The 18,810-nt window shown below is 62.2% G+C and carries 15 protein-coding genes and 1 riboswitch; of the genes, 9 read left to right on the top strand and 6 right to left on the bottom strand.

Features of this window, described 5'->3' with window-relative positions:
- The first annotated feature begins 34 nt into the window (after positions 1 to 34).
- Positions 35 to 1,462 (top strand): uracil-xanthine permease family protein, encoded by a 1,428-nt coding sequence (locus ARCT_RS0106305; RefSeq protein WP_027239300.1) that lies wholly within the window; start codon positions 35 to 37, stop codon positions 1,460 to 1,462.
- Between the two features lie 358 nt (positions 1,463 to 1,820).
- Here the strand turns inward: ARCT_RS0106305 and ARCT_RS0106310 are convergent, their stop codons facing one another.
- From ARCT_RS0106310 to ARCT_RS0106330, 4 genes are all read right to left on the bottom strand, one after another.
- The gene (locus ARCT_RS0106310) at positions 1,821 to 2,807 is read right to left on the bottom strand and encodes a type I glyceraldehyde-3-phosphate dehydrogenase (RefSeq protein ID WP_027239301.1); all 987 of its coding nucleotides are present in this window, start codon (positions 2,805 to 2,807) and stop codon (positions 1,821 to 1,823) included.
- Positions 2,808 to 2,928: 121 nt separating this feature from the next.
- Positions 2,929 to 3,315 (bottom strand): hypothetical protein, encoded by a 387-nt coding sequence (locus tag ARCT_RS0106315; protein WP_027239302.1) that lies wholly within the window; start codon positions 3,313 to 3,315, stop codon positions 2,929 to 2,931.
- A gap of 195 nt (positions 3,316 to 3,510) precedes the next feature.
- On the bottom strand, positions 3,511 to 4,347 hold the full coding sequence (locus ARCT_RS0106325) for a bifunctional allantoicase/(S)-ureidoglycine aminohydrolase (protein ID WP_027239303.1): 837 nt from the start codon (positions 4,345 to 4,347) through the stop codon (positions 3,511 to 3,513).
- 284 nt (positions 4,348 to 4,631) lie between these two features.
- Complete coding sequence (locus ARCT_RS0106330) at positions 4,632 to 5,408, bottom strand: IclR family transcriptional regulator (RefSeq protein WP_027239304.1); 777 nt, start codon at positions 5,406 to 5,408, stop codon at positions 4,632 to 4,634.
- 164 nt (positions 5,409 to 5,572) lie between these two features.
- Between ARCT_RS0106330 and ARCT_RS25555 the strand changes: the two genes are divergently transcribed.
- The 6 genes from ARCT_RS25555 (at position 5,573) to ARCT_RS0106360 (ending at position 14,693) form a co-directional block, all read left to right on the top strand.
- Positions 5,573 to 6,922 (top strand): aromatic ring-hydroxylating dioxygenase subunit alpha, encoded by a 1,350-nt coding sequence (locus ARCT_RS25555; RefSeq protein ID WP_036784517.1) that lies wholly within the window; start codon positions 5,573 to 5,575, stop codon positions 6,920 to 6,922.
- Positions 6,923 to 7,119: 197 nt separating this feature from the next.
- The gene (locus ARCT_RS0106340) at positions 7,120 to 8,577 is read left to right on the top strand and encodes a glutamine synthetase family protein (RefSeq protein ID WP_027239305.1); all 1,458 of its coding nucleotides are present in this window, start codon (positions 7,120 to 7,122) and stop codon (positions 8,575 to 8,577) included.
- A gap of 211 nt (positions 8,578 to 8,788) precedes the next feature.
- Positions 8,789 to 8,871, top strand: a riboswitch (glycine riboswitch).
- Between the two features lie 159 nt (positions 8,872 to 9,030).
- Positions 9,031 to 9,390: a glycine cleavage system protein GcvH gene (gene gcvH / locus ARCT_RS0106345; protein WP_027239306.1), complete on the top strand. Its 360-nt coding sequence runs from the start codon at positions 9,031 to 9,033 to the stop codon at positions 9,388 to 9,390.
- Positions 9,391 to 9,580: 190 nt separating this feature from the next.
- Positions 9,581 to 12,448, top strand: coding sequence for an aminomethyl-transferring glycine dehydrogenase (gene gcvP / locus ARCT_RS0106350; protein WP_027239307.1), 2,868 nt, complete (start codon positions 9,581 to 9,583; stop codon positions 12,446 to 12,448).
- A 194-nt stretch (positions 12,449 to 12,642) separates the two neighbouring features.
- Positions 12,643 to 12,816: a hypothetical protein gene (locus tag ARCT_RS27905; protein WP_154665320.1), complete on the top strand. Its 174-nt coding sequence runs from the start codon at positions 12,643 to 12,645 to the stop codon at positions 12,814 to 12,816.
- 140 nt (positions 12,817 to 12,956) lie between these two features.
- Positions 12,957 to 14,693: an amidohydrolase gene (locus ARCT_RS0106360; protein ID WP_027239308.1), complete on the top strand. Its 1,737-nt coding sequence runs from the start codon at positions 12,957 to 12,959 to the stop codon at positions 14,691 to 14,693.
- Positions 14,694 to 14,712: 19 nt separating this feature from the next.
- On the opposite strand, the gene ARCT_RS0106365 is transcribed toward ARCT_RS0106360, so the two are convergent.
- On the bottom strand, positions 14,713 to 15,648 hold the full coding sequence (locus ARCT_RS0106365) for a 2-hydroxyacid dehydrogenase (protein WP_027239309.1): 936 nt from the start codon (positions 15,646 to 15,648) through the stop codon (positions 14,713 to 14,715).
- A gap of 123 nt (positions 15,649 to 15,771) precedes the next feature.
- Here ARCT_RS0106365 and ARCT_RS0106370 point away from each other — a divergent pair, with 123 nt between their 5' ends.
- Together ARCT_RS0106370 and ARCT_RS0106375 are read left to right on the top strand one after the other, a co-directional pair.
- Positions 15,772 to 17,007, top strand: coding sequence for an acyl-CoA dehydrogenase family protein (locus ARCT_RS0106370; RefSeq protein ID WP_027239310.1), 1,236 nt, complete (start codon positions 15,772 to 15,774; stop codon positions 17,005 to 17,007).
- Between the two features lie 3 nt (positions 17,008 to 17,010).
- Entirely contained in the window at positions 17,011 to 17,817 is an 807-nt protein-coding gene (locus tag ARCT_RS0106375) for a thioesterase family protein (protein ID WP_027239311.1), read from the top strand.
- A gap of 121 nt (positions 17,818 to 17,938) precedes the next feature.
- Here the strand turns inward: ARCT_RS0106375 and truA are convergent, their stop codons facing one another.
- A complete protein-coding gene (gene truA, locus ARCT_RS0106380) occupies positions 17,939 to 18,715 on the bottom strand; it encodes a tRNA pseudouridine(38-40) synthase TruA (RefSeq protein ID WP_027239312.1) in 777 nt (258 codons plus the stop codon).
- Positions 18,716 to 18,810: the final 95 nt, after the last annotated feature.

Here is an 18,810-nt window from a genome sequence, read left to right on the forward strand (position 1 = left end):
ATCTTGAAAACCAACAGAACGAGGGAATATGAAAATGGCTGATGGCGCTTTAGGAACACCCGCGCAATTACGGGATCCGAATTACACTCCACCGCTGGCGCGTGCGGTGCCGCTGGGCATCCAGCATGTGCTGGCAATGTTTGTCTCCAACGTCACGCCGGCGATTATTGTGGCGGGGGCGGCAGGCTTTGGCTTTGGCTCCAATTCGCCGGACTTCCCGGAACTGCTCTATCTGATCCAGATGTCGATGCTGTTCGCCGGGGTGGCGACGCTGTTGCAGACCGTGACGCTGGGGCCTGTGGGGGCGGCATTGCCGATTGTGCAGGGGACGTCCTTTGCCTTTTTGCCGATCATGATCCCGCTGGTGGCGGGCAAGGGCGTAGATGGCCTGGCGGCGCTCTATGGCGGGGTGCTGATTGGCGGTATCTTCCATGGCATGCTGGGGCTGGTGATTGGCAAGATCCGCTTTGCGCTGCCGCCGCTGGTGACGGGGCTGGTGGTGACCATGATTGGTCTGGCGCTGGTCAAGGTTGGCATTCAATATGCGGCCGGCGGGGTGCCTGCAATTGGCACGCCTGAATATGGCTCTTTGTTGAATTGGTCGGCAGCCTTGGTGGTGATCTTTGTCACTCTGGGGCTCAAGTTTTTTGCCCGCGGCATGCTGTCGGTTTCGGCGGTGCTTTTGGGTCTGATTGTGGGCTATATCTACGCGCTGATGATGGGCATGGTGACGGTCGAGGCGATTGGTGGCAGCTGGTCGCGGGCGGCGGGTTTTGCCCTGCCGGTGCCGTTCAAATATGGGTTTGAATTCTCCTTTGCGGCGGTTCTGGGCTTTTGTCTGATGGCCTTTGTGTCGGCTGTGGAGACCGTTGGTGATGTCAGCGGGATTACCCGCGGTGGCGCCAAGCGGGAGGCCACGGAGGAGGAAATTTCCGGGGCCACCTTTGCCGATGGTATTGGCTCGGCCGTGGCCGGGATCTTTGGTGGTTTGCCAAATACCTCGTTTAGTCAGAACGTCGGGCTGATCGCCATGACCGGCGTGATGAGCCGCCATGTGGTCACCATCGGGGCGCTGTTCCTGATCCTCTGTGGTCTGGTGCCCAAGGTCGGCGCGATCATCCGCACCATTCCGATTGAGGTGCTGGGCGGCGGTGTCATTGTGATGTTTGGCATGGTTGTGGCCGCCGGGATTTCGATGCTGTCCGATGTGGACTGGAACCGGCGCAATATGGTGATCTTTGCCATTTCCCTGTCGGTTGGTCTGGGTCTGCAACTGGAGCCGGGGGCGGTGCAATACCTGCCGGGAACGCTGAAGGTGCTGATGACCAGCGGCCTGTTGCCTGCCGCGCTGATTGCAATTGTGCTCAACCTGATCCTGCCCGCAGAACTGGCGGATGAAGCCACCGAAGAAGTCTCTGGTGGCATGGCGGGTCACGGCGGTGGCAGCCTGCCCGGAGAGTAGGGGCTTTTAAATCCCAAAAAGGGGTGGGCTCCCGTCCAAACTGGCCCAATCAAAGATTGGACCAGTTTAGTTGGGTCTGGCGCCGCGCTGACGCGCGGCGCTTTTCTTTTGCTGAGAGGTTCTGAAGGGGCGGGTCTGCCCCTACAGAACCCTTTCAAGTCTGTGGCGCCGCATCCTGCCTCAAGGGTAAACCGCGCTGACGCGCGGCAGCCAGGGCTGCCCTTGACCCAGGATGCGGCAAGAAACTGTCTTTTCTCTGGGGCGTGGCCGCGCCGCGCATCAGCGCGGCGCCGGGCCCAACGGGAGCGCTGCAGCTTTGCTGCTGTGGCGACGGGCGGGAGAGCCTGGCTTTGGGTTCTTACTGCCTGGCCATCAGGCGGGCGACATCCAGCATACGTGCCGAAAAGCCCCACTCATTATCATACCAGCCAAAGATCCGGACTTGCTGGTCGCCAACCAGCCGGATCTCCGGTGCGGCAAGCACCAGGGATTCTGGTCGTGCCCGTAGATCTGACGACACCAGTGGCATGTCGGTCCAGCCCAGCACCTCGGATGCCGCGCAACCGGCCTTCAGGGCGGAGATAAAACGGCGCTCCTCAGTTGGGGTGTGCAGCTGTGCCACCAGATCCACCGCCGAGACGCTGGCGGTGGGCACCCGCACGGCAGCGCCGCTGATCCGGCCTTTGAGATGCGGCAGCACCTCGTCAATCAGATGGGTGGCAGAGGAGGTGGTTGGCACCATCGACAGGGCGCCCGCGCGCGAGCGGGCAAAATCGCCGCGGGGGGCATCCACCATAGGCTGCGAGTTGGTGTAGCAATGGATGGTGGTCATATGGGCGCTGACAATGCCGCCGATCTCATCCACCAGTTTGACCAGCGGCGCCAGCCCATTGGTGGTGCAGGAGGCGTTGGAGACAATCCGCGCCGCTCCCAGCTGGTGCTCATTGGCGCCATAGACCACCGTTTGCTCTGCGGCGGGCGAGGGACCTGAGATCAGCACCTTCGCGGCCCCCGCCGCCAGGCCACGCTGCGCAACATCCGAGCTGCGGGCGATACCGGTGCAGTCCAGCACCACATCGACCCCCGACAGATCAACCCGGGTGAGATCGGCCTCACGGCGAAACGGGATATCCTGCCCCTGAACGCGGAGGGTGCTGTCACCATGGCTGACCTCATGGGGGAAGGGGCCAAAGGTGCTGTCGTATTGAAACAGATAGGCGCAGATATCCAGCGGAGCGATGTCATTGATCAGGGCGATCTCTACCGCATCGCCGCGTGTCGTGGTGAGGATCTGGCGCAAAATGGCGCGACCGATACGGCCAAACCCATTGATGGCAATTTTCATGAGTGCAACTCTTTAGCGTTCCGGTTCCCCCATGGATGAGGGCAGTGCACCGGGATCTGTTCAGTGGATATACCTTGGCTGGTCAAGATCGGACCGGCGCCTGGCGGTGGTATTTGTGATGTTACTTGCGGGGACAGATCAGGGTGGCAAAATAGGCACCGGTGATGTCGCGATACAGCGCGTTGAGATTGGCTCTGCAGCCGGTGGCCCTGCGAAAGGCGCGTATCGCCTGTCGGGCGCTGAGCACCGCAGGCGGGCGTTTGGGCCGCAGCTCGGTGTTGAGCCGGACCGCGCGATACAGCCCTGGCGACTGTTCCACAGGGGCGACAACCCAGTTGCGCCCCAGAACGGTGACCTGTTTTGCCGCAGGGGCCTCGTTGGCCAAAGAACCCGTCGGCATCAGGCTGGTGGCAAGCGTCAGGCACAGGGCTGCGGCCAGGGCTGTGGTCAGGGTATGGGCTGCGGTCAAGGTGTGTGGCAGGGTATGGGGCAGGGGACTGGTAGTCATCAGGAACAACTCCGGCAGGCAAATGCATTTGCCTCCAGCCTAGCGTCGCAACGGCGCTTTGCAATGGCGATCTCGACCAGTTGGGGCAAAGACCGCAGCAAGGGGCGGGATCTGCGCCTGAAGTCTGTTCCCTCTGCCCTGCCCCTGAGACATCGGCTGCACAGGTTCCGGTGGCTGCTGACTGCTGGCTACTGATTACAGGCTCAGCGGCATGTGGCGGTTGACATCTTTATACAGCAGATAGCGGAAGGGGCCCGGTCCGGCGGCATAGCAGGCCTGGGGGCAGAAGGCGCGCAGCCACATGAAATCCCCCGATTCGACCTCGACCCAGTCCTTGTTCAGCAGGTAGACCGCCTTACCCTCAAGCACATAGAGCCCGTGCTCCATCACATGGGTTTCTTCAAAGGGGATGACGCCGCCGGGCTGGAAGGTGACAATTGTGACATGCATGTCGTGGGACATGTCATCGGGATCCATAAACCGGGTGGTGGCCCAGCGTCCCTCGGTGTCGGGCATTTCATTGGGGGCGATATCCTGCTCATTGCAGACAAAGGCCCGGGGTTTGTCGAGACCAGGGGCGGATTGCCAGCGCTTGCGGATCCAGTGGAAGCTGGCAGTGGTGCCAGTATTGGCCTCACTGTTGTTGTGCAGGCTCCAGCTGCTGCCGGCGGGCAGATAGGCAAAGCTGCCGGGGCTGAGGGTATGCGCCGTGCCGTCTATGGTCAGCAAAAGCGTGCCTTTGGTAACAAACAGACCGCTCTGGGCTGTGGCATCACTTTCGGGGCTGTCAGAACCGCCACCGGGCTGCAGCTCGACAATATACTGCGAGAAGGTCTCGGCAAAGCCGGTCATGGGCCGGGCGATGACCCACATGCGCATGCCGTGCCAGCCAGGCAGGAAAGAGGTGGTGATATCGCGCATGGTGCCACCTGGCAGCACCGCGTAGGCATCGGTGAAAACCGCACGCCCGGTGAGCAGCTGATCCTGGCCGGGAAGGCCGCCTTTGGGGGTGAAATAGCTGCTTTGGCTCATTTTGCGTCCTTATTCGATACCGCCTGCCAATGGGGCAGATCTCCAGCAATATGCGTGTCTCCCGGCGCCGCTCCAAGCGGTGCAAGGGGAATAACTTTCTTCGTGTTTTTTTGAAAACGGCGCATCGGGGCCTGACCCCAGAGGCAATCTCAAACGCCTCCCCGAAACACTAGTCCAGAGATGAGGCCCAGGGACCTGGCCCAGAGAACCTGCCCAAAGATAAGGCTCACACCCTCCCTGGTGCCCGGTCTGCTGTGCAGGGGAGGGGTGTGAGATTGATGAGATCAGAGATCGTCCACCGCATTGGTCTGGCGCAGCTCAGCGGCGCAGACCTGCAGCCCCTGTAACAGCTCTTCTCGGTGGTGGTTTGGTGTCAGACCACTGGGGGCAGAGCTGCCCAGGACCACCGGCGTCTTTCCGGGGCGTGACAGCGCCACCGCATAGCCGACAATGCCGGGTTCAAACTCGCTGTCGGTGATGCAGTAGCCGCAGCTGCGGGCCTCGGCGACCTGTTGCAAAATCGCCTCCCGGTCCAGAATTGATTGCTCTGTGTGTCGCGGCACCTCCGCGTGTTGCAGCATCTCGGCGGCTTCCTCCTGGGGCAGGCAGGCCAGCAACATCCTGCCAAGGCTGGTATGCACCAGCGGGATATGCGCCCCTGCGGTAAAGCCATAGGTGACCGGACCGCGCTCGGTGGTGGACTGGGCCAGCAACAGCACCCGACCCTGATCCAATATCGCCAGGCTGAGCTCGGCGTCCAGCCTGCGCCCGTGTTGGTTCAGCACGGGCTGCACCCGGCGGCCAAACTGATTGGCCTGCAAAAAGCCGCCAGCCAGGGCCAGAACCCTGGGGGTGAGCGACAACATGCGTCCCTGTTGGCGCAGATATCCCGCCTGCACCAGGGTCAGCGCGCCGCGCCGCGCTGTGGCGCGGTCCTGATTCGTGCGCCGGGCGATCTCGGCCAGGGTCATGCTGGGCGTGGCGGCATCAAATACGGCCAGCACGGCTAGACCCTTGGCAAAGCTGGAAGAAATATTTCGGTCTTGTACTGGTTTGGTCATATAACCCGTCGCTTGTCAAAATTGATTAAGGGCAGTGACCTTGACAATGGTCGGCACACACAACAAAACTTGATCGTATTTAACAACATAAGTACGTTTAACGAACGTAGTCAAGAGCGCGAAACCAGCATCTCCGGTTTGCATTGCCAAAGGAAGAGCCAGCCATGATCAGCCAGGAATTGAACGATAGCCTCACCCGTGTTGGCAAAGGCAGTGATGCAGGCGAGGTTTTGCGGCGCTACTGGCAACCGGCGGCCCTGGTGGATGAGCTGGAAGGCGCCCGCCCGGTGGTGCCGGTGCGGCTGCTGGGCGAGGATCTGGTGCTGTTTCGCGACAGCGAGGGCAAGCTGGGCCTGATCGGGCGCCATTGTCCGCATCGCGGCGCGGATATGTGTTTTGGCCGTCTCGAAGACAACGGGCTGCGCTGCCCGTTCCATGGCTGGCATTTCAATCGCGCCGGTCAATGTGTCGAACAACCCGGCGAACCGGCGGGCAGCCGGATGCATGAGCAGATCCAAAGCACCGCCTATCCGGTGGTGGAAAAGAACGGCATCATCTGGGCCTATATGGGACCGGGAGAGGCGCCGGACTTCCCCGCGCTGGACTGTTTCCGTGCCCCCACCAGCCATGTCTTTGCCTTCAAGGGGGTGTGGCAGTGCAACTGGCTACAGGCGATGGAGGTTGGCATCGACCCGGCGCATGCCTCCTTTCTGCACCGGTTCCTGCAGGACGAAGACCCGGCAGAGGCCTATGGCAAGCAGTTCCGCGACACCGCCGGCGATACCGAAATCCCGATGACCAAGCTGCTGCGCGATTTCCCCCGCCCCGAGATCACTGCGGAGGAGGCGGACCATGGTCTGAAAATCACCGCGCTGCGGCATCTCGGGGATGGGCGTACCCATGTGCGGATCACCAACCAGATCTTCCCCGAGGCGATCTGCATCCCGATGTCGCGCGAGATGACCATCACCCAGTGGCATGTGCCGATCGACGATGAGAGTTGCTATTGGTATTCGATGTTCACCAGCTTTGATCAGCCGGTGAACAAGACGCTGATGCGCGAACAGCGCCTCAAGGAACACCGCCTGCCAGACTATGCCCCCCTGAAGGGCCGCCACAATAATTACGGCTTTGACCCCAAGGAGCAGCAGCGCGAGACCTATACCGGCATGGGGCTGGACATCAATGTGCATGACCAATGGGCGGTCGAAAGCATGGGCGCCATTCAGGACCGCACGCAGGAACATCTTGGCAAGACGGATGTCGCCATTATCCGCTACCGCCGCCAGCTGCGCGCGGCAATTGCCGCGCTAAAAGACGGGCGGGACCAGGATTTGCCGATGTACAGGGGGCTGGATCTGTCGACGGTGGTTGGGCCAATTTCCAATGACTCCATTGCCCAGGATGGCGATTGGCAGCGCGCCGCGCAGCAGGCCGACCAGGAGCGGCGTGGCGGTTGCTCCTGGGAGGCGGGCATTGCGGCTGCGGATAGCCTGGCCAGAACCACGACCTGAAACTGATCTGACACTGATCTGGCACAGCCCGGGCCGCGACCAATCCCGGCATGGGCCGGAATTTCCCTACGGCAGGTCTGACGGGGGGCTGTAGGGGGGGGTGTTTTTGGGAGTGACGCGGGAGCCGCACAGCGGCAGGATGCCCCTGGACTGGCCCCTCAAGTGGACTGGCCCCGGCAAAGGAACTGAATGACGCAATGACATATGATCTGGCAACGGGACGACTGGCACGAGCAGGGCTGCTCGATCCAGAAGCGCAACAGCGGGCAGGCGAGGTTCTTGACGCGGCAAAATCGGCAGGGGTGGAAACGCTTCGGGTGCTGTTTGCCGACCAGCATGGCATTTTGCGGGGCAAGACCCTGGTGGCGGAGGCCTTTCGGGGGCTGTTTCGCGCCGGGCTCAATATGCCCTCGACGCTGCTGCTAAAGGACACCTCGCATCGCACTGCCTTTGCGGTCTGGGAGGCCGAGCAGGGCGGTGGCGGCGATTTTGTGCCCATGCGCGGCGCAGGAGATGTGCTGTTGGTGCCGCGCCCCGAAACCTTTCGGGTGCTGCCCTGGTCGCCGCATTCCGCCTGGATCCTGTGCGATCCGGTGCAGACCGATGGCAGCCCCATCAGTTTTTCCTCAGCCCAGGTGCTGCGCCAGGCCATTGCCGGTCTGGATGCCCAGGGGCTGGAGGCGATTTTTGGCCTGGAGGTGGAGTTTCAGATCTTTGAACGGGTGGATGCGGCGCTGGACCACAGCCAAAGCACCATGCCCGGCGCGCCGGTGACAACCCGCAATCTGACCCAGGGCCACCAGTTTCTGACCGAGAGCCGTTACAGCGACTGTGAGGCGGTGCTGGATGACATCCGACGCATGGCGCAGGGCCTGGGGCTGCAGGTCCGCTCGGTTGAGATCGAGATGGGGCCAAGCCAGTTTGAATTCACCTTTGCGCCGCTGCCGGCGCTGCAGCAGGCCAATGCCATGGTGATGTTCCGCACCATGGTCAAAGAGGTCTGCGCCCGCGCCGGGCTGCACGCCAGTTTCATGGCAAAACCACGCCTGGAAAACGCGATGGCCAATGGCTGGCACCTGCATCAGTCGCTGCTGGAGCGCAGCACCGGGCGCAATCTGTTTGAGCCGGGTGCCGATGGCAGTCTCACCCCGCAGGCCTCTGGCTGGATTGCCGGGTTGCTGACCCATGCTGCGGCCTCCTCTGTGATGATCGCGCCAACGGTGAACAGCTACAAACGCTATCTGCCCTTTCAACTGGCGCCGGATCGCATTCAGTGGGGGCTGGACAATCGCGGCGCCATGCTGCGCGCCCTGATGCAGCCGGGCGATGCCGCCTCAAGGATTGAAAACCGCGCCCCTGACAGCTCGGCCAATCCCTATTTTGCCATTGCGGCGCAGATCCTTGCAGGCTCTGCCGGGATGGCGGCGGGGCTGCAGGCGCCGGCGCCAACCACCTCGCCCTATGACAGCACCGCCGCGCGGCTGCCGCGCTCATTGGGACAGGCGCTGGAGAGCTTTGCCAGCTCGGATCTGTTTGCCGATACCCTGGGGGCAGAGTTTGTCAGCTATCTGTCGCAGTTGAAACGGTTTGAATGGGATCGCTACCTCAACACCGTCAGCGAGTGGGAGCAGGCGGAGTATTTCAACCTGTTCTGAATTTCTTTTTGCAGTGCTCAGGATGATTATGAGTAAAAGCGACAAGATGGGACGTATTTGCGTCTTGAACGCGCCCCGGCGCGCTGGTACCTATGGCCTTGTGTATATGGGAGAACCGTCGCTGCGCAGAGGGACCTTTGGGGTCTGTGCGCAAGCCCGGTGCCGAAGGAGCAACCGCCCCGGAAACTCTCAGGCAGCAGGGACCTTATACGCAAAAGACTCTGGAGAGAGCGCGGGGAGAGCCCGCGCCGCCGAAGGGATAACGATCTCAGGCAACCGGACAGAGGGGGCATCAAACTGTGCGGGCTTTTGCGCGCGCGGGGATGCCGGAGAGACTTGACCAGATCCCACTGATCAAGCCGGCCCAAGTTTCCAGATCCCCTTTGGGGGCTGGAAGGCCAGATCAAACCACCGGGCAAGGTGCTCCGGGGCAAGCATGACGGGATGACGACGATGAAATTTACCGAAGAACACGAATGGCTCGATGTGGACGGCGATATTGTGACTGTGGGCATCACCGCCCATGCTGCCGAGCAGCTGGGCGATGTGGTCTTTATTGAGCTGCCCGAGGTTGGCGACGAATTTACCAAAGACGATGAGATCGTGGTGATTGAATCGGTCAAGGCGGCCTCTGACATCCTGTCGCCGCTGGACGGCGAAGTGGTCGAGATCAACGAGGCCCTGACCGAAACTCCGGGCAAGGTGAATGACGACCCACAGGGGGATGCCTGGTTCTTCAAGCTCAAGGTCGAGGACCTGTCGCCGATGGACGACTACATGGAAGAAGCTGCCTACAAGAGCTTCATCGGATAAGATCCACAGCCCGTCGCGCCCCTGGTTCGGCGGGTTTTGCATACCAGCAGCAGAGGGCTTTGATCGCTTTGATCAGGCAGACGGGTTTGCCCGAATGCCCCCTTTTGCCCGCGATCTGCTGCCCCGCTCCGCAGGGTTTTCCCCTGCATTGACCCGCTCTGACCCGCCCTGAACAGACAGGACCCCTGTGATGCCTTTCACCCCGATTGACTATCTTCCCTATGATTTTGCCAACCGCCGCCACATTGGCCCCTCTCCCGAAGAGATGGAGGCCATGCTGGAGGTTATCGGTGTCGAGAGCCTTGAGGCGCTGATAGAGGACACGGTTCCGGCCTCGATCCGTCAGGCTGCGGCGCTGGAGTTTGGCCGCCCGCTGTCAGAGCGCGAGCTGCTGTTTCACATGCGCGAAGTGGCAAACAAGAATCAGGTGATGACCTCGCTTATCGGGCAGGGCTACCATGGCACGGTGACGCCGCCGGCGATCCAGCGCAATATTCTGGAAAACCCCGCCTGGTACACGGCTTATACGCCCTATCAGCCCGAGATTTCCCAGGGGCGGCTTGAGGCATTGTTGAACTTCCAGACGATGATCTCTGACCTCACCGGGCTGGAAGTGGCCAATGCCTCGTTGTTGGACGAGGGCACCGCCGCCGCCGAGGCGATGACCATGGCGCAGCGGCTGGCCAAATCCAAGGCAAAGGCGTTTTTTGTTGACCGGGACTGCCACCCGCAGACCATTGCCGTGGTGCAGACCCGGGCGCGGCCGCTGGATATCGAGGTGATTGTCGGCAACCCGGACAAGATGCAGGCGGATCAGGTCTTTGGCGCCCTGTTCCAATATCCTGGCACCTATGGCCATGTGCGCGACTTTACTCCGCAGATGGAGGCCCTGCACGCCGCCCGCGCCATTGGCGTGGTGGCCGCAGACCCGCTGGCCCTGACCCTGCTGAAAGAGCCGGGCGCCATGGGGGTCGATATTGCCGTTGGCTCAACCCAGCGCTTTGGCGTGCCCATGGGGGCAGGCGGCCCACACGCGGCCTATATGGCCACGCGCGACGCCTATAAACGGGCAATGCCGGGGCGGATTGTCGGGGTGTCGATTGATGCCCATGGCAACAAGGCCTACCGCCTGTCGCTGCAAACCCGCGAGCAGCATATCCGCCGCGAAAAAGCCACCTCCAATGTCTGCACCGCGCAGGCACTGCTGGCGGTGATGGCCTCGATGTATGCGGTGTTCCACGGCCCCAAAGGGCTGAAGGCCATTGCCCAGCGGATCCACCGCAAGACCGTGCGTCTGGCCCGCGGGCTGGAGGAGGCCGGGTTCAAGGTCGATCCCCAGAGCTTTTTTGACACCATCACCGTAGACGTCGGCCCCCTGCAGGCGGCGGTGATGAAATCGGCCCTGGATGAGGGCATCAACCTGCGCCGCGTTGGTGAAAGCCGCATTGGCATCACCCTGGATGAAACCACCCGGCGGGACACCACCGAGGCCGTCTGGCGCGCCTTTGGCATTACCCGCCTGGATGATGAGCTGGCGCCGGAATACCGGGTGCCGCAGGATATGCATCGCAAATCCGACTACCTCACCCATCCGATTTTCCACATGAACCGGGCCGAGACCGAGATGATGCGCTATATGCGCCGCCTGGCGGATCGTGATCTGGCCCTGGACCGGGCGATGATCCCGCTGGGCTCCTGCACCATGAAGCTGAACGCCGCCGCCGAGATGATGCCGCTCAGCTGGCCCGAGTTTGCCCATATCCACCCCTTTGCCCCCGCTGCACAGCTGGTGGGATATGGTGAGATCATTGCAGATCTGTCGGCCAAACTGTGCCAGATCACCGGCTATGATGCGATCTCGATGCAGCCCAATTCCGGTGCGCAGGGCGAATATGCCGGCCTGTTGACCATTGCCGCCTATCATCGGGCACAGGGCGAGGGGCACCGCAATATCTGCCTGATCCCGATGTCGGCCCATGGCACCAACCCGGCCTCGGCCCAGATGGTGGGCTGGACCGTCGTGGTGGTGAAAACGGCGGAGAATGGCGATATCGACCTGGATGACTTCCGCGCCAAGGCCGAGAAACATGGCGCCAATCTGGCCGCCTGTATGATCACCTATCCCTCCACCCACGGCGTGTTTGAGGAAACCGTGCATGAGATCTGCCAGATCACCCATGATCACGGCGGTCAGGTCTATATCGACGGCGCCAATATGAACGCCATGGTGGGTCTCAGCCGTCCCGGTGATCTGGGCGGCGATGTCAGCCACCTGAACCTGCACAAGACCTTTGCCATTCCCCATGGTGGCGGTGGCCCCGGCATGGGGCCAATTGGGGTGAAATCGCATCTGAGCGCGCATTTGCCAGGCCATCCTGAGCAGGGCCACCCGGAACAGGGCGGCGCGCAGCAGGGGCCGGTCTCGGCGGCGCCCTATGGTTCGGCGTCGATCCTGACGATCTCGTGGGCCTATTGCCTGATGATGGGGGGCGCCGGTCTGACCCAGGCCACCAAGGTGGCAATCCTCAACGCCAACTATATCGCCAAACGGCTGGAGGGGGCCTATGGCGTTTTGTACAAGGGGCCAACGGGGCGCGTTGCGCATGAATGCATCCTGGATACCCGACCCTTTGACGCCAGCGCGGGGGTTACCGTGGATGATGTGGCCAAACGGCTGATCGACAGCGGCTTTCACGCCCCGACCATGAGCTGGCCGGTGGCGGGCACCCTGATGGTGGAACCCACCGAGTCTGAGACCAAGGCGGAGCTTGACCGGTTTGTCGAGGCCATGTTGTCGATCCGCGCCGAGGTGCAGGCCATTGAAGACGGCAAAATTGACGCGCAGAACAACCCGCTGAAACATGCGCCGCACACCATGGAGGATCTGGTGAAGGACTGGGATCGCCCCTACAGCCGCGAACAGGGCTGTTTCCCGCACGGTGCCTTCCGGGTCGACAAATATTGGCCACCGGTCAACCGGGTTGACAATGCCTATGGCGACCGCAACCTGATCTGCACCTGCCCGCCGCTGGAAGACTACGCCGAGGCGGCTGATTAGAGCCGCTGCAGATTTGTTAAATTGGACGGGCCCTGAGGGGCCCGTTCTGGTTTGTAGAAATCTGCTTGGCCGGCGTTGAGACGGATCGCCCGGCCCGTTTACCAGCCCGTTAGCCAGCCCGTTAGCCAGCCCGTTAGCCAGCCCGTTAGCCAGCCCGTTAGCCAGCCCGTTAGCCAGCCGGTTAGACTGGGCCTATGAAGCTGCCCCAGTTCTCCAAAACCCAGTCCCCCAAAACCCAGTCCCTCAAAAACCAGGCCCCAAAAGTTCCGGCCCCAAAAGTTCTGGCCCCGGATGTCATCCCCGGGTCTGAAACCCTGGGCATTCGATCCAATGGCGCTGAGGCGCTGACCTATCAGAAACGGGAATAGGCCACCTGTGCGCAATGGGTGCCAAAGTTGTGCTGGCTGGTCGAAATTCACGCTTAAGCCCAAGCGTTATCGCGACGTCAGTCTTGTTTGGAATCATCTCGGCTCCAATCCTGTTGGCAAATGCCGGGGAGGGCTGCGCGATGAAATGGCTGGGTCGAATTCTGAAAGGGCTGCTGGTGCTGGGGCTGCTGGCGGCGGGGCTGGGCTGGTATCTCCTGCGCCCCGAGCGGGTTGCCTCCCGGCTGATTCTGACCGGTGGGGAAATCATCCCCATGGCCACAGCGGCCGAGACTCCCGGCCCCGAGGCGATTTTGGTCGAGGATGGCGTGATCACCGCAGTTGGCCCATTGGCACAGTTGCAGGCAAGCGGCGCGCCGGTGCATGACCTTGCGGGCCAGGTGCTGACGCCGGGGCTGATCGAGCCCCATACCCATCCCATTGCCACGGCCTTGCTTGGGGCTGTGGTGGATATCAGCGGCTTTCACCACGCCAGCCGCGCCGAGGTGATGCAGACCCTGGCGCAGGCGGCAGATGGCCGGGCGCTGACCCCCTGGCTGGTGGCCTATGGCTGGGATCCGGTGGCCATCGCCGATCTGTCCGCGCCAACCCTGGCAGAGCTGGACGCCATTGCGCCGGACCGCCCGCTGGTGGTGATCACCCAGATGCTGCATGAGGTCTTTGCCAATACCGCCGCGATGCAGGCGGCTGGAATCGCTTTGGTTTCACAGCAGGCAGAGGCAGGCCGCGCGGGTATCATCCGCGATGCCACCGGCCGCGCCACCGGCGCCTTTCGCGAGCTGGAGGCGGTGAACGCTATCCTTGGCGCCATGCCCTCGGCAGATCCTGCGGTGATCGAGCTCCTGGTGCGCAAGGAATATACCACCTATGCCAAGGCAGGCTATACCACCATCGGCATCACCGGGGCGGTGGGCAAACACCCGGACCCGGTGGGGCTGCTGCGCCGTATCGGCGCCACCGAGCCAGCGCTGCGGGCCTTTCTCTATCTGCTGCCGCATCAGGGCAAGGCGCTGGGCGGCACAGATGATTTCCGGGTGCTGGGCACCAAGTTCTGGATGGATGGCTCCCCCTTTACCGGTGGTGCGGCCTTTGCCGATGCCTATGAGCACAGCGACCTCACCTCGGAACGGATGCATATCCCGCATGGCCATCTGGGGCCGGTGAACCATGACCCCGGCGATTTTGCCGCCAAGGTCGCAGCCCTGCAGAGCGCCGGGCATCAGATTGCCGTCCACAGCCAGGGCGAACGCGCCATCGACGAGGTTCTGGATGCCTTTGAGGCTGCCGGGCCAAACCCTGGCCTGCCGCATCGGCTGGAACATAATGCCCTGATCACCGCCGCGCAGATTCAGCGGGCCAAGGCGCTGGGCATCAGTCTCGGCTTTTTTGTCGACCATATCTATTACTACGGCGATGCGCTGCCGGATATTGTGGGGGCACGCGCAGATCGCTATATGCCGGTGGGGACGGCGATGCGCGCCGGGGTGGTCACCACGCTGCATGGCGATCACCCCGCCTCGCCGATTGATGCGCTGCGCACCCTGCGCACGGCGGTGGATCGTGCTTCGGCATCAGGCCAGACGGTCACCGCGCCGGATCAGGCGATCTCTCGCTATCAGGCCCTGTCGGCGATGACACGCCAGGCTGCACGGCAGCTGGGGCAGGAGGCGCTGATTGGCTCCATTGAGGTTGGCAAACGCGCGGATTTCACCCTGTTCAACGGCAACCCGCTGACGGCGGACTGGCAGGCCTTATCCGTGGCGGCAACCTGGAAAGATGGCCAGCCCGTCCAGACCGGGCTGGGGGGCTGGCTGCGCTTTGGCCCGGCGCTTGCGGCGGTCAAATCAATGCTGTTTTAGCGGCGCCCCGGCGGTGGGGTCAGTAGCCCCGCTGCCGGTCGACTGCGTGCAACAGATCCTCGCCGAGGCTCAGGCGGCGGAAGTTTTCCACCACATCCTGCAGCGCCTCGCCCAGGTGCCAGCCCGAGACATGCGGTGTGATGGTGACCTGTGGATGCGACCACAGCGGATCCTGCGCAGGCAGGGGCTCGGTGCAGAACACATCCAGCACCGCATGGCCAAGATGGCCGCGATCCAGATCGGCAATCAGCGCCGCCTCATCCACCAAATCGCCACGCCCGGCGTTGATGAAGGTCGCGCCTTGCTTCATCGCTGCCAGTGTCTGCGCGTTGATCAGCCCGCAGGTTTCGCCAGTGGAGGGCAGGATGGCGCAGATATAGTCGCAGATGCCCAGCATTGGTTCCAGCGCCGCAGCCCCATGGTGGCAGGTGACGCCCTGCATCTCTTTGGCAGAGCGGCTCCAGCCGTGGACTTCAAAGCCGAGGTCGCGCATCAGGGCGGCGGTTTCGCCACCGATATGCCCCATGCCCAGCACCCCGACGCGGGTCTTGTGGTTTTGCTTTGGTTCCAGAGGCTCCCAGCTGGCGCGGGCCTGATTGGCCGCATGGGCCAGGATATTGCGCTGCCCCTGCAGCACATAGGCAAGGCAATACTGGGCAATCTCGCGGGCGGGCTCCAGCGGTTTTAACCGGGTGACCTGCACATGCGGCGCCAGGGCGGGGTGGGCGACGATGGTTTCCACCCCGGCACCCAGTTTTTGCACCAATGCAAGATTGGGCAATTGGGCGGGCAGATCAGAGGCAAGCCCGGACACAGCCAACATGGTGACATCTGCCAGATCGCCGGGGTCTGCCAGGGTGCGGATGTCTGCACCGGGGGCCAAATTGCGCAGCTCTGCGGCCAGTTCGCTATCGCTATACCATCCGTCATGTCCAATATTGACCAATAACGCCATGCTGTTCCCTTCCGTCTATTTTCCAGTGTGGGCCAATGACGTCCCGTCATTGCGCTGGACAGTTGTCGCGCGACTAAGCCATGGTTTTTACAAGAGCGAAAGTGGCAGTGGAGGAGAATTTCAATGGATATGAATTTTGGCATGCGGGCAGAGAACCGCCAGCTGTTGGAGCGGGTTGCCACCATGGTGCGCGACGAGATCATGCCGCTGGAAGCGGAATATCAGGCCGAGATCGGCAAAGGTGACCGCTGGCAATATACGCCGCGCCAGGCTGAAATCCTCGAAGGGCTGAAAGCCAAGGCCAAATCAGAGGGCCTGTGGAACTTCTGGCTCACCGACAGTGACAAGGGCTTTGGGCTCTCCACCGTGGAATACGCCTATTTTGCCGAGGAAATGGGCAAGACCCCGCTGGGCGCCGAGGTGTTCAACTGCGCCGCGCCGGATACCGGCAATATGGAAGTCTTTGAGCGCTATGGCACTGAGGCAATGAAACAGCAGTGGCTGGCCCCGCTTCTGGAGGGCAAGATCCGCTCTGCCTATCTGATGACCGAACCCGATGTGGCCTCCTCTGATGCCACCAATGTGTCGATGGCCTGTGTGCGTGACGGCGATGATTATGTGCTGAACGGCGAAAAATGGTGGGCCTCCGGGGCGGGCGATCCGCGCTGCAAGGTCTATATCGTTATGGTGAAAACCGGTGGTGAAGAGCAGCCCAAGCACCAGCGTCAGTCGATGATCGTGGTGCCCGCAGATACGCCGGGTATCGAAGTGCTGCGCCCGATGGAGGTCTACGGCCACGATGATGCGCCCCATGGCCATATGCATATCCGCTTCACCAATGTGCGGGTGCCTGCCAATAGTATCCTGCTGGGCGAAGGCCGCGGCTTTGAAATCGCCCAGGGGCGGCTTGGGCCTGGACGGATCCACCACTGTATGCGCGCCATCGGTCAGGCCGAAAGCGCGCTGGAGCAGATGTGTAAACGCTCGCTGCAACGCGAAGCCTTTGGCAAGAAGCTGGCCCATCTGGGCGCCAATTACGATATCGTTGCGGAATGCCGCATGGAGATCGAAATGGCGCGTCTGCTCTGCCTCAAGGCCGCCTGGTACATGGATCAGGGCGATGGCCGTGCCGCCGCGCCCTGGATCAGCCAGATCAAGGTGGTGGCACCACGGGTGGCGCTGAAAGTCATTGATGAGGCGGTGCAGATGTTTGGCGGCCAGGGCGTCAGCCAGGATACCCCGCTGGCAACAGCCTGGACCCATGTGCGCACCCTGCGTCTGGCCGATGGACCAGATGCGGTGCATCGTCGCCAGGTGGCACGGGTTGAGCTGAAGAAATACACCCAGGAAAAGGTCTGAGGCATGACCTCCAGGGCTCTCGCGGCGGCACCGTTCTTCTCGCAAAACTCCGATGGTGTTTTTGTGGGCAACGACCCGGCACGCGGGCCCTGGTCTGCCGATCACTGTCATGCCGGGCCGGTCACCGGCCTGGCGGTTCGCGCCGCCGAGATCGAGGTCGGCGCCGATAAGATGCTCTGTCGGTTGACGCTGGATATTCTGCGCCCGCTGCCGCTGGCGGGGCTGCGGGTTGCGGCTGAAACCACGCGGCACAGCCGCACATTGGCCACCACGCAGATCACCGTGCATGATCTCGACAACCGCCTGTGCGCGCTGGGCACCTCGATGCATCTGGTACGCAAGGATCTGGGCCCGGTGCCAACCGCGCCGGTGGTGCCGCTGAACCGCGCCGAGGCTGTAGCGGGGCAGTTTTCCATTGGGGCGGGTCTGCATGACAAACCCTATTTTGGCGAATTTCTGGATGTGGCCTATCCACCGGAGTTTGGCCTGCAGCCAGGGCCAAAGACGCTTTGGATGCGCACCACCACCCTGCTGGAAGGGGAGGAACAATCGCCAATTCAGTCCCTCTGCGCGCTGGCCGACTGCGGCAATGGCATTTCCTGGAATGCGGCCCCCAGCGCGATGGGTTTCATGAATACCGATCTCACCCTCAATGTGCACCGCGAGCCCATTGGCGACTGGCATGCCTCAGAATCGATTTCTCATTGGCACAGTACCGGCATTGGCATGTCCCAATCGGTTCTGCAGGACGAACAAGGCCCGGTGGCCACGGCCCTGCAAACACTGGTTCTGCATCCGCCCAAAGCCTGAATTCAGGGCCTGCCTTGCACATCGCGCAGTCAAACGCGACCGGATTGCGCTGTCAGGAATGGCCTGTCAGGAACGCCCTGTCAGGAATGGCCTGTCAGGAACGCCCTGTAAGGATTGCCTGTCAGGCTTGGCTGGCAAAGGGATCTTCGGGGTAGCCAACCCGCGCCAGATACAGCCCATGGCCCGGGCAGACCGGGCCACAGGCGGCGCGGTCACAGGCTTCCAGTGCGGATTTTACATCCTGCGGCTCCCAGGCCCCGGCGCCAACACGTTCCAATGTGCCGACAAAGCTGCGCACCTGATTGTGCAAAAAGCTGCGCGCCCGCACGTGGAAATGCACTTCGGGGCCAGACAGCCCCATGACCCGCTCGATGCGCAGCTCATCCAGGGTTTTCTGCGGGCTTTGCGCCTGACAGATCGACGAGCGGAAGGTGGTAAAATCATGATTGCCAAGCAGGTGGTTGGCGGCCTGCTGCATTGCGTCGACATCCAGGTCATTGTTGACCTGCCAGACCTGGCCCGCGTCATGGGTGGCGGGCGCCCGGCGGATCAGGATGCGAAACAGATACTGCCGCTCGATGGCGGAAAACCTTGCATGCCACTCCGGGTCGACCTCGGCGCAGTCCACAATGGCCACCGGCGCGGGCTTCAGGTGAAAATTCAGCGCCTCCGTCAGGCGAAAGGGCGTCCAGGATTTTTGCAGATCACAATGGGCCACCTGTCCCAGCCCGTGCACGCCGGTATCCGTGCGGCCTGCCGCGGCAATGGTATGGGGGCCGGGCTCCAGCCGGGCAAGCGCATCCTCGATCGCCCCCTGCACCGAGGGCTGATCTTTCTGCCGCTGCCATCCGGCAAAGGGCTTTCCGTGGTATTCAACTTTGAGAGCAAAACGAGCCATGAGCGGGCAAGTAACCCGGCAACAGGGCTGAGGCAAGTGTTCAGGCACACTGGAATCCCCACCACGGCCTGCCTATCTTGAGCCAAGCAAACAAC

Source organism: Pseudophaeobacter arcticus DSM 23566, from assembly GCF_000473205.1.
In the GTDB taxonomy this organism is placed as follows: Bacteria; Pseudomonadota; Alphaproteobacteria; order Rhodobacterales; family Rhodobacteraceae; genus Pseudophaeobacter; species Pseudophaeobacter arcticus.

Coding starts and splice junctions, on each gene's coding strand:
- ARCT_RS0106305 (WP_027239300.1), top strand. CDS start 35: ATGGCTGATGGCGCTTTAGGAACACCCGCGCAATTACGGGATCCGAAT.
- ARCT_RS0106310 (WP_027239301.1), bottom strand. CDS start 2,807: ATGAAAATTGCCATCAATGGGTTTGGCCGTATCGGTCGCGCCATTTTG.
- ARCT_RS0106315 (WP_027239302.1), bottom strand. CDS start 3,315: ATGACTACCAGTCCCCTGCCCCATACCCTGCCACACACCTTGACCGCA.
- ARCT_RS0106325 (WP_027239303.1), bottom strand. CDS start 4,347: ATGAGCCAAAGCAGCTATTTCACCCCCAAAGGCGGCCTTCCCGGCCAG.
- ARCT_RS0106330 (WP_027239304.1), bottom strand. CDS start 5,408: ATGACCAAACCAGTACAAGACCGAAATATTTCTTCCAGCTTTGCCAAG.
- ARCT_RS25555 (WP_036784517.1), top strand. CDS start 5,573: ATGATCAGCCAGGAATTGAACGATAGCCTCACCCGTGTTGGCAAAGGC.
- ARCT_RS0106340 (WP_027239305.1), top strand. CDS start 7,120: ATGACATATGATCTGGCAACGGGACGACTGGCACGAGCAGGGCTGCTC.
- gcvH (WP_027239306.1), top strand. CDS start 9,031: ATGAAATTTACCGAAGAACACGAATGGCTCGATGTGGACGGCGATATT.
- gcvP (WP_027239307.1), top strand. CDS start 9,581: ATGCCTTTCACCCCGATTGACTATCTTCCCTATGATTTTGCCAACCGC.
- ARCT_RS27905 (WP_154665320.1), top strand. CDS start 12,643: ATGAAGCTGCCCCAGTTCTCCAAAACCCAGTCCCCCAAAACCCAGTCC.
- ARCT_RS0106360 (WP_027239308.1), top strand. CDS start 12,957: ATGAAATGGCTGGGTCGAATTCTGAAAGGGCTGCTGGTGCTGGGGCTG.
- ARCT_RS0106365 (WP_027239309.1), bottom strand. CDS start 15,648: ATGGCGTTATTGGTCAATATTGGACATGACGGATGGTATAGCGATAGC.
- ARCT_RS0106370 (WP_027239310.1), top strand. CDS start 15,772: ATGGATATGAATTTTGGCATGCGGGCAGAGAACCGCCAGCTGTTGGAG.
- ARCT_RS0106375 (WP_027239311.1), top strand. CDS start 17,011: ATGACCTCCAGGGCTCTCGCGGCGGCACCGTTCTTCTCGCAAAACTCC.
- truA (WP_027239312.1), bottom strand. CDS start 18,715: ATGGCTCGTTTTGCTCTCAAAGTTGAATACCACGGAAAGCCCTTTGCC.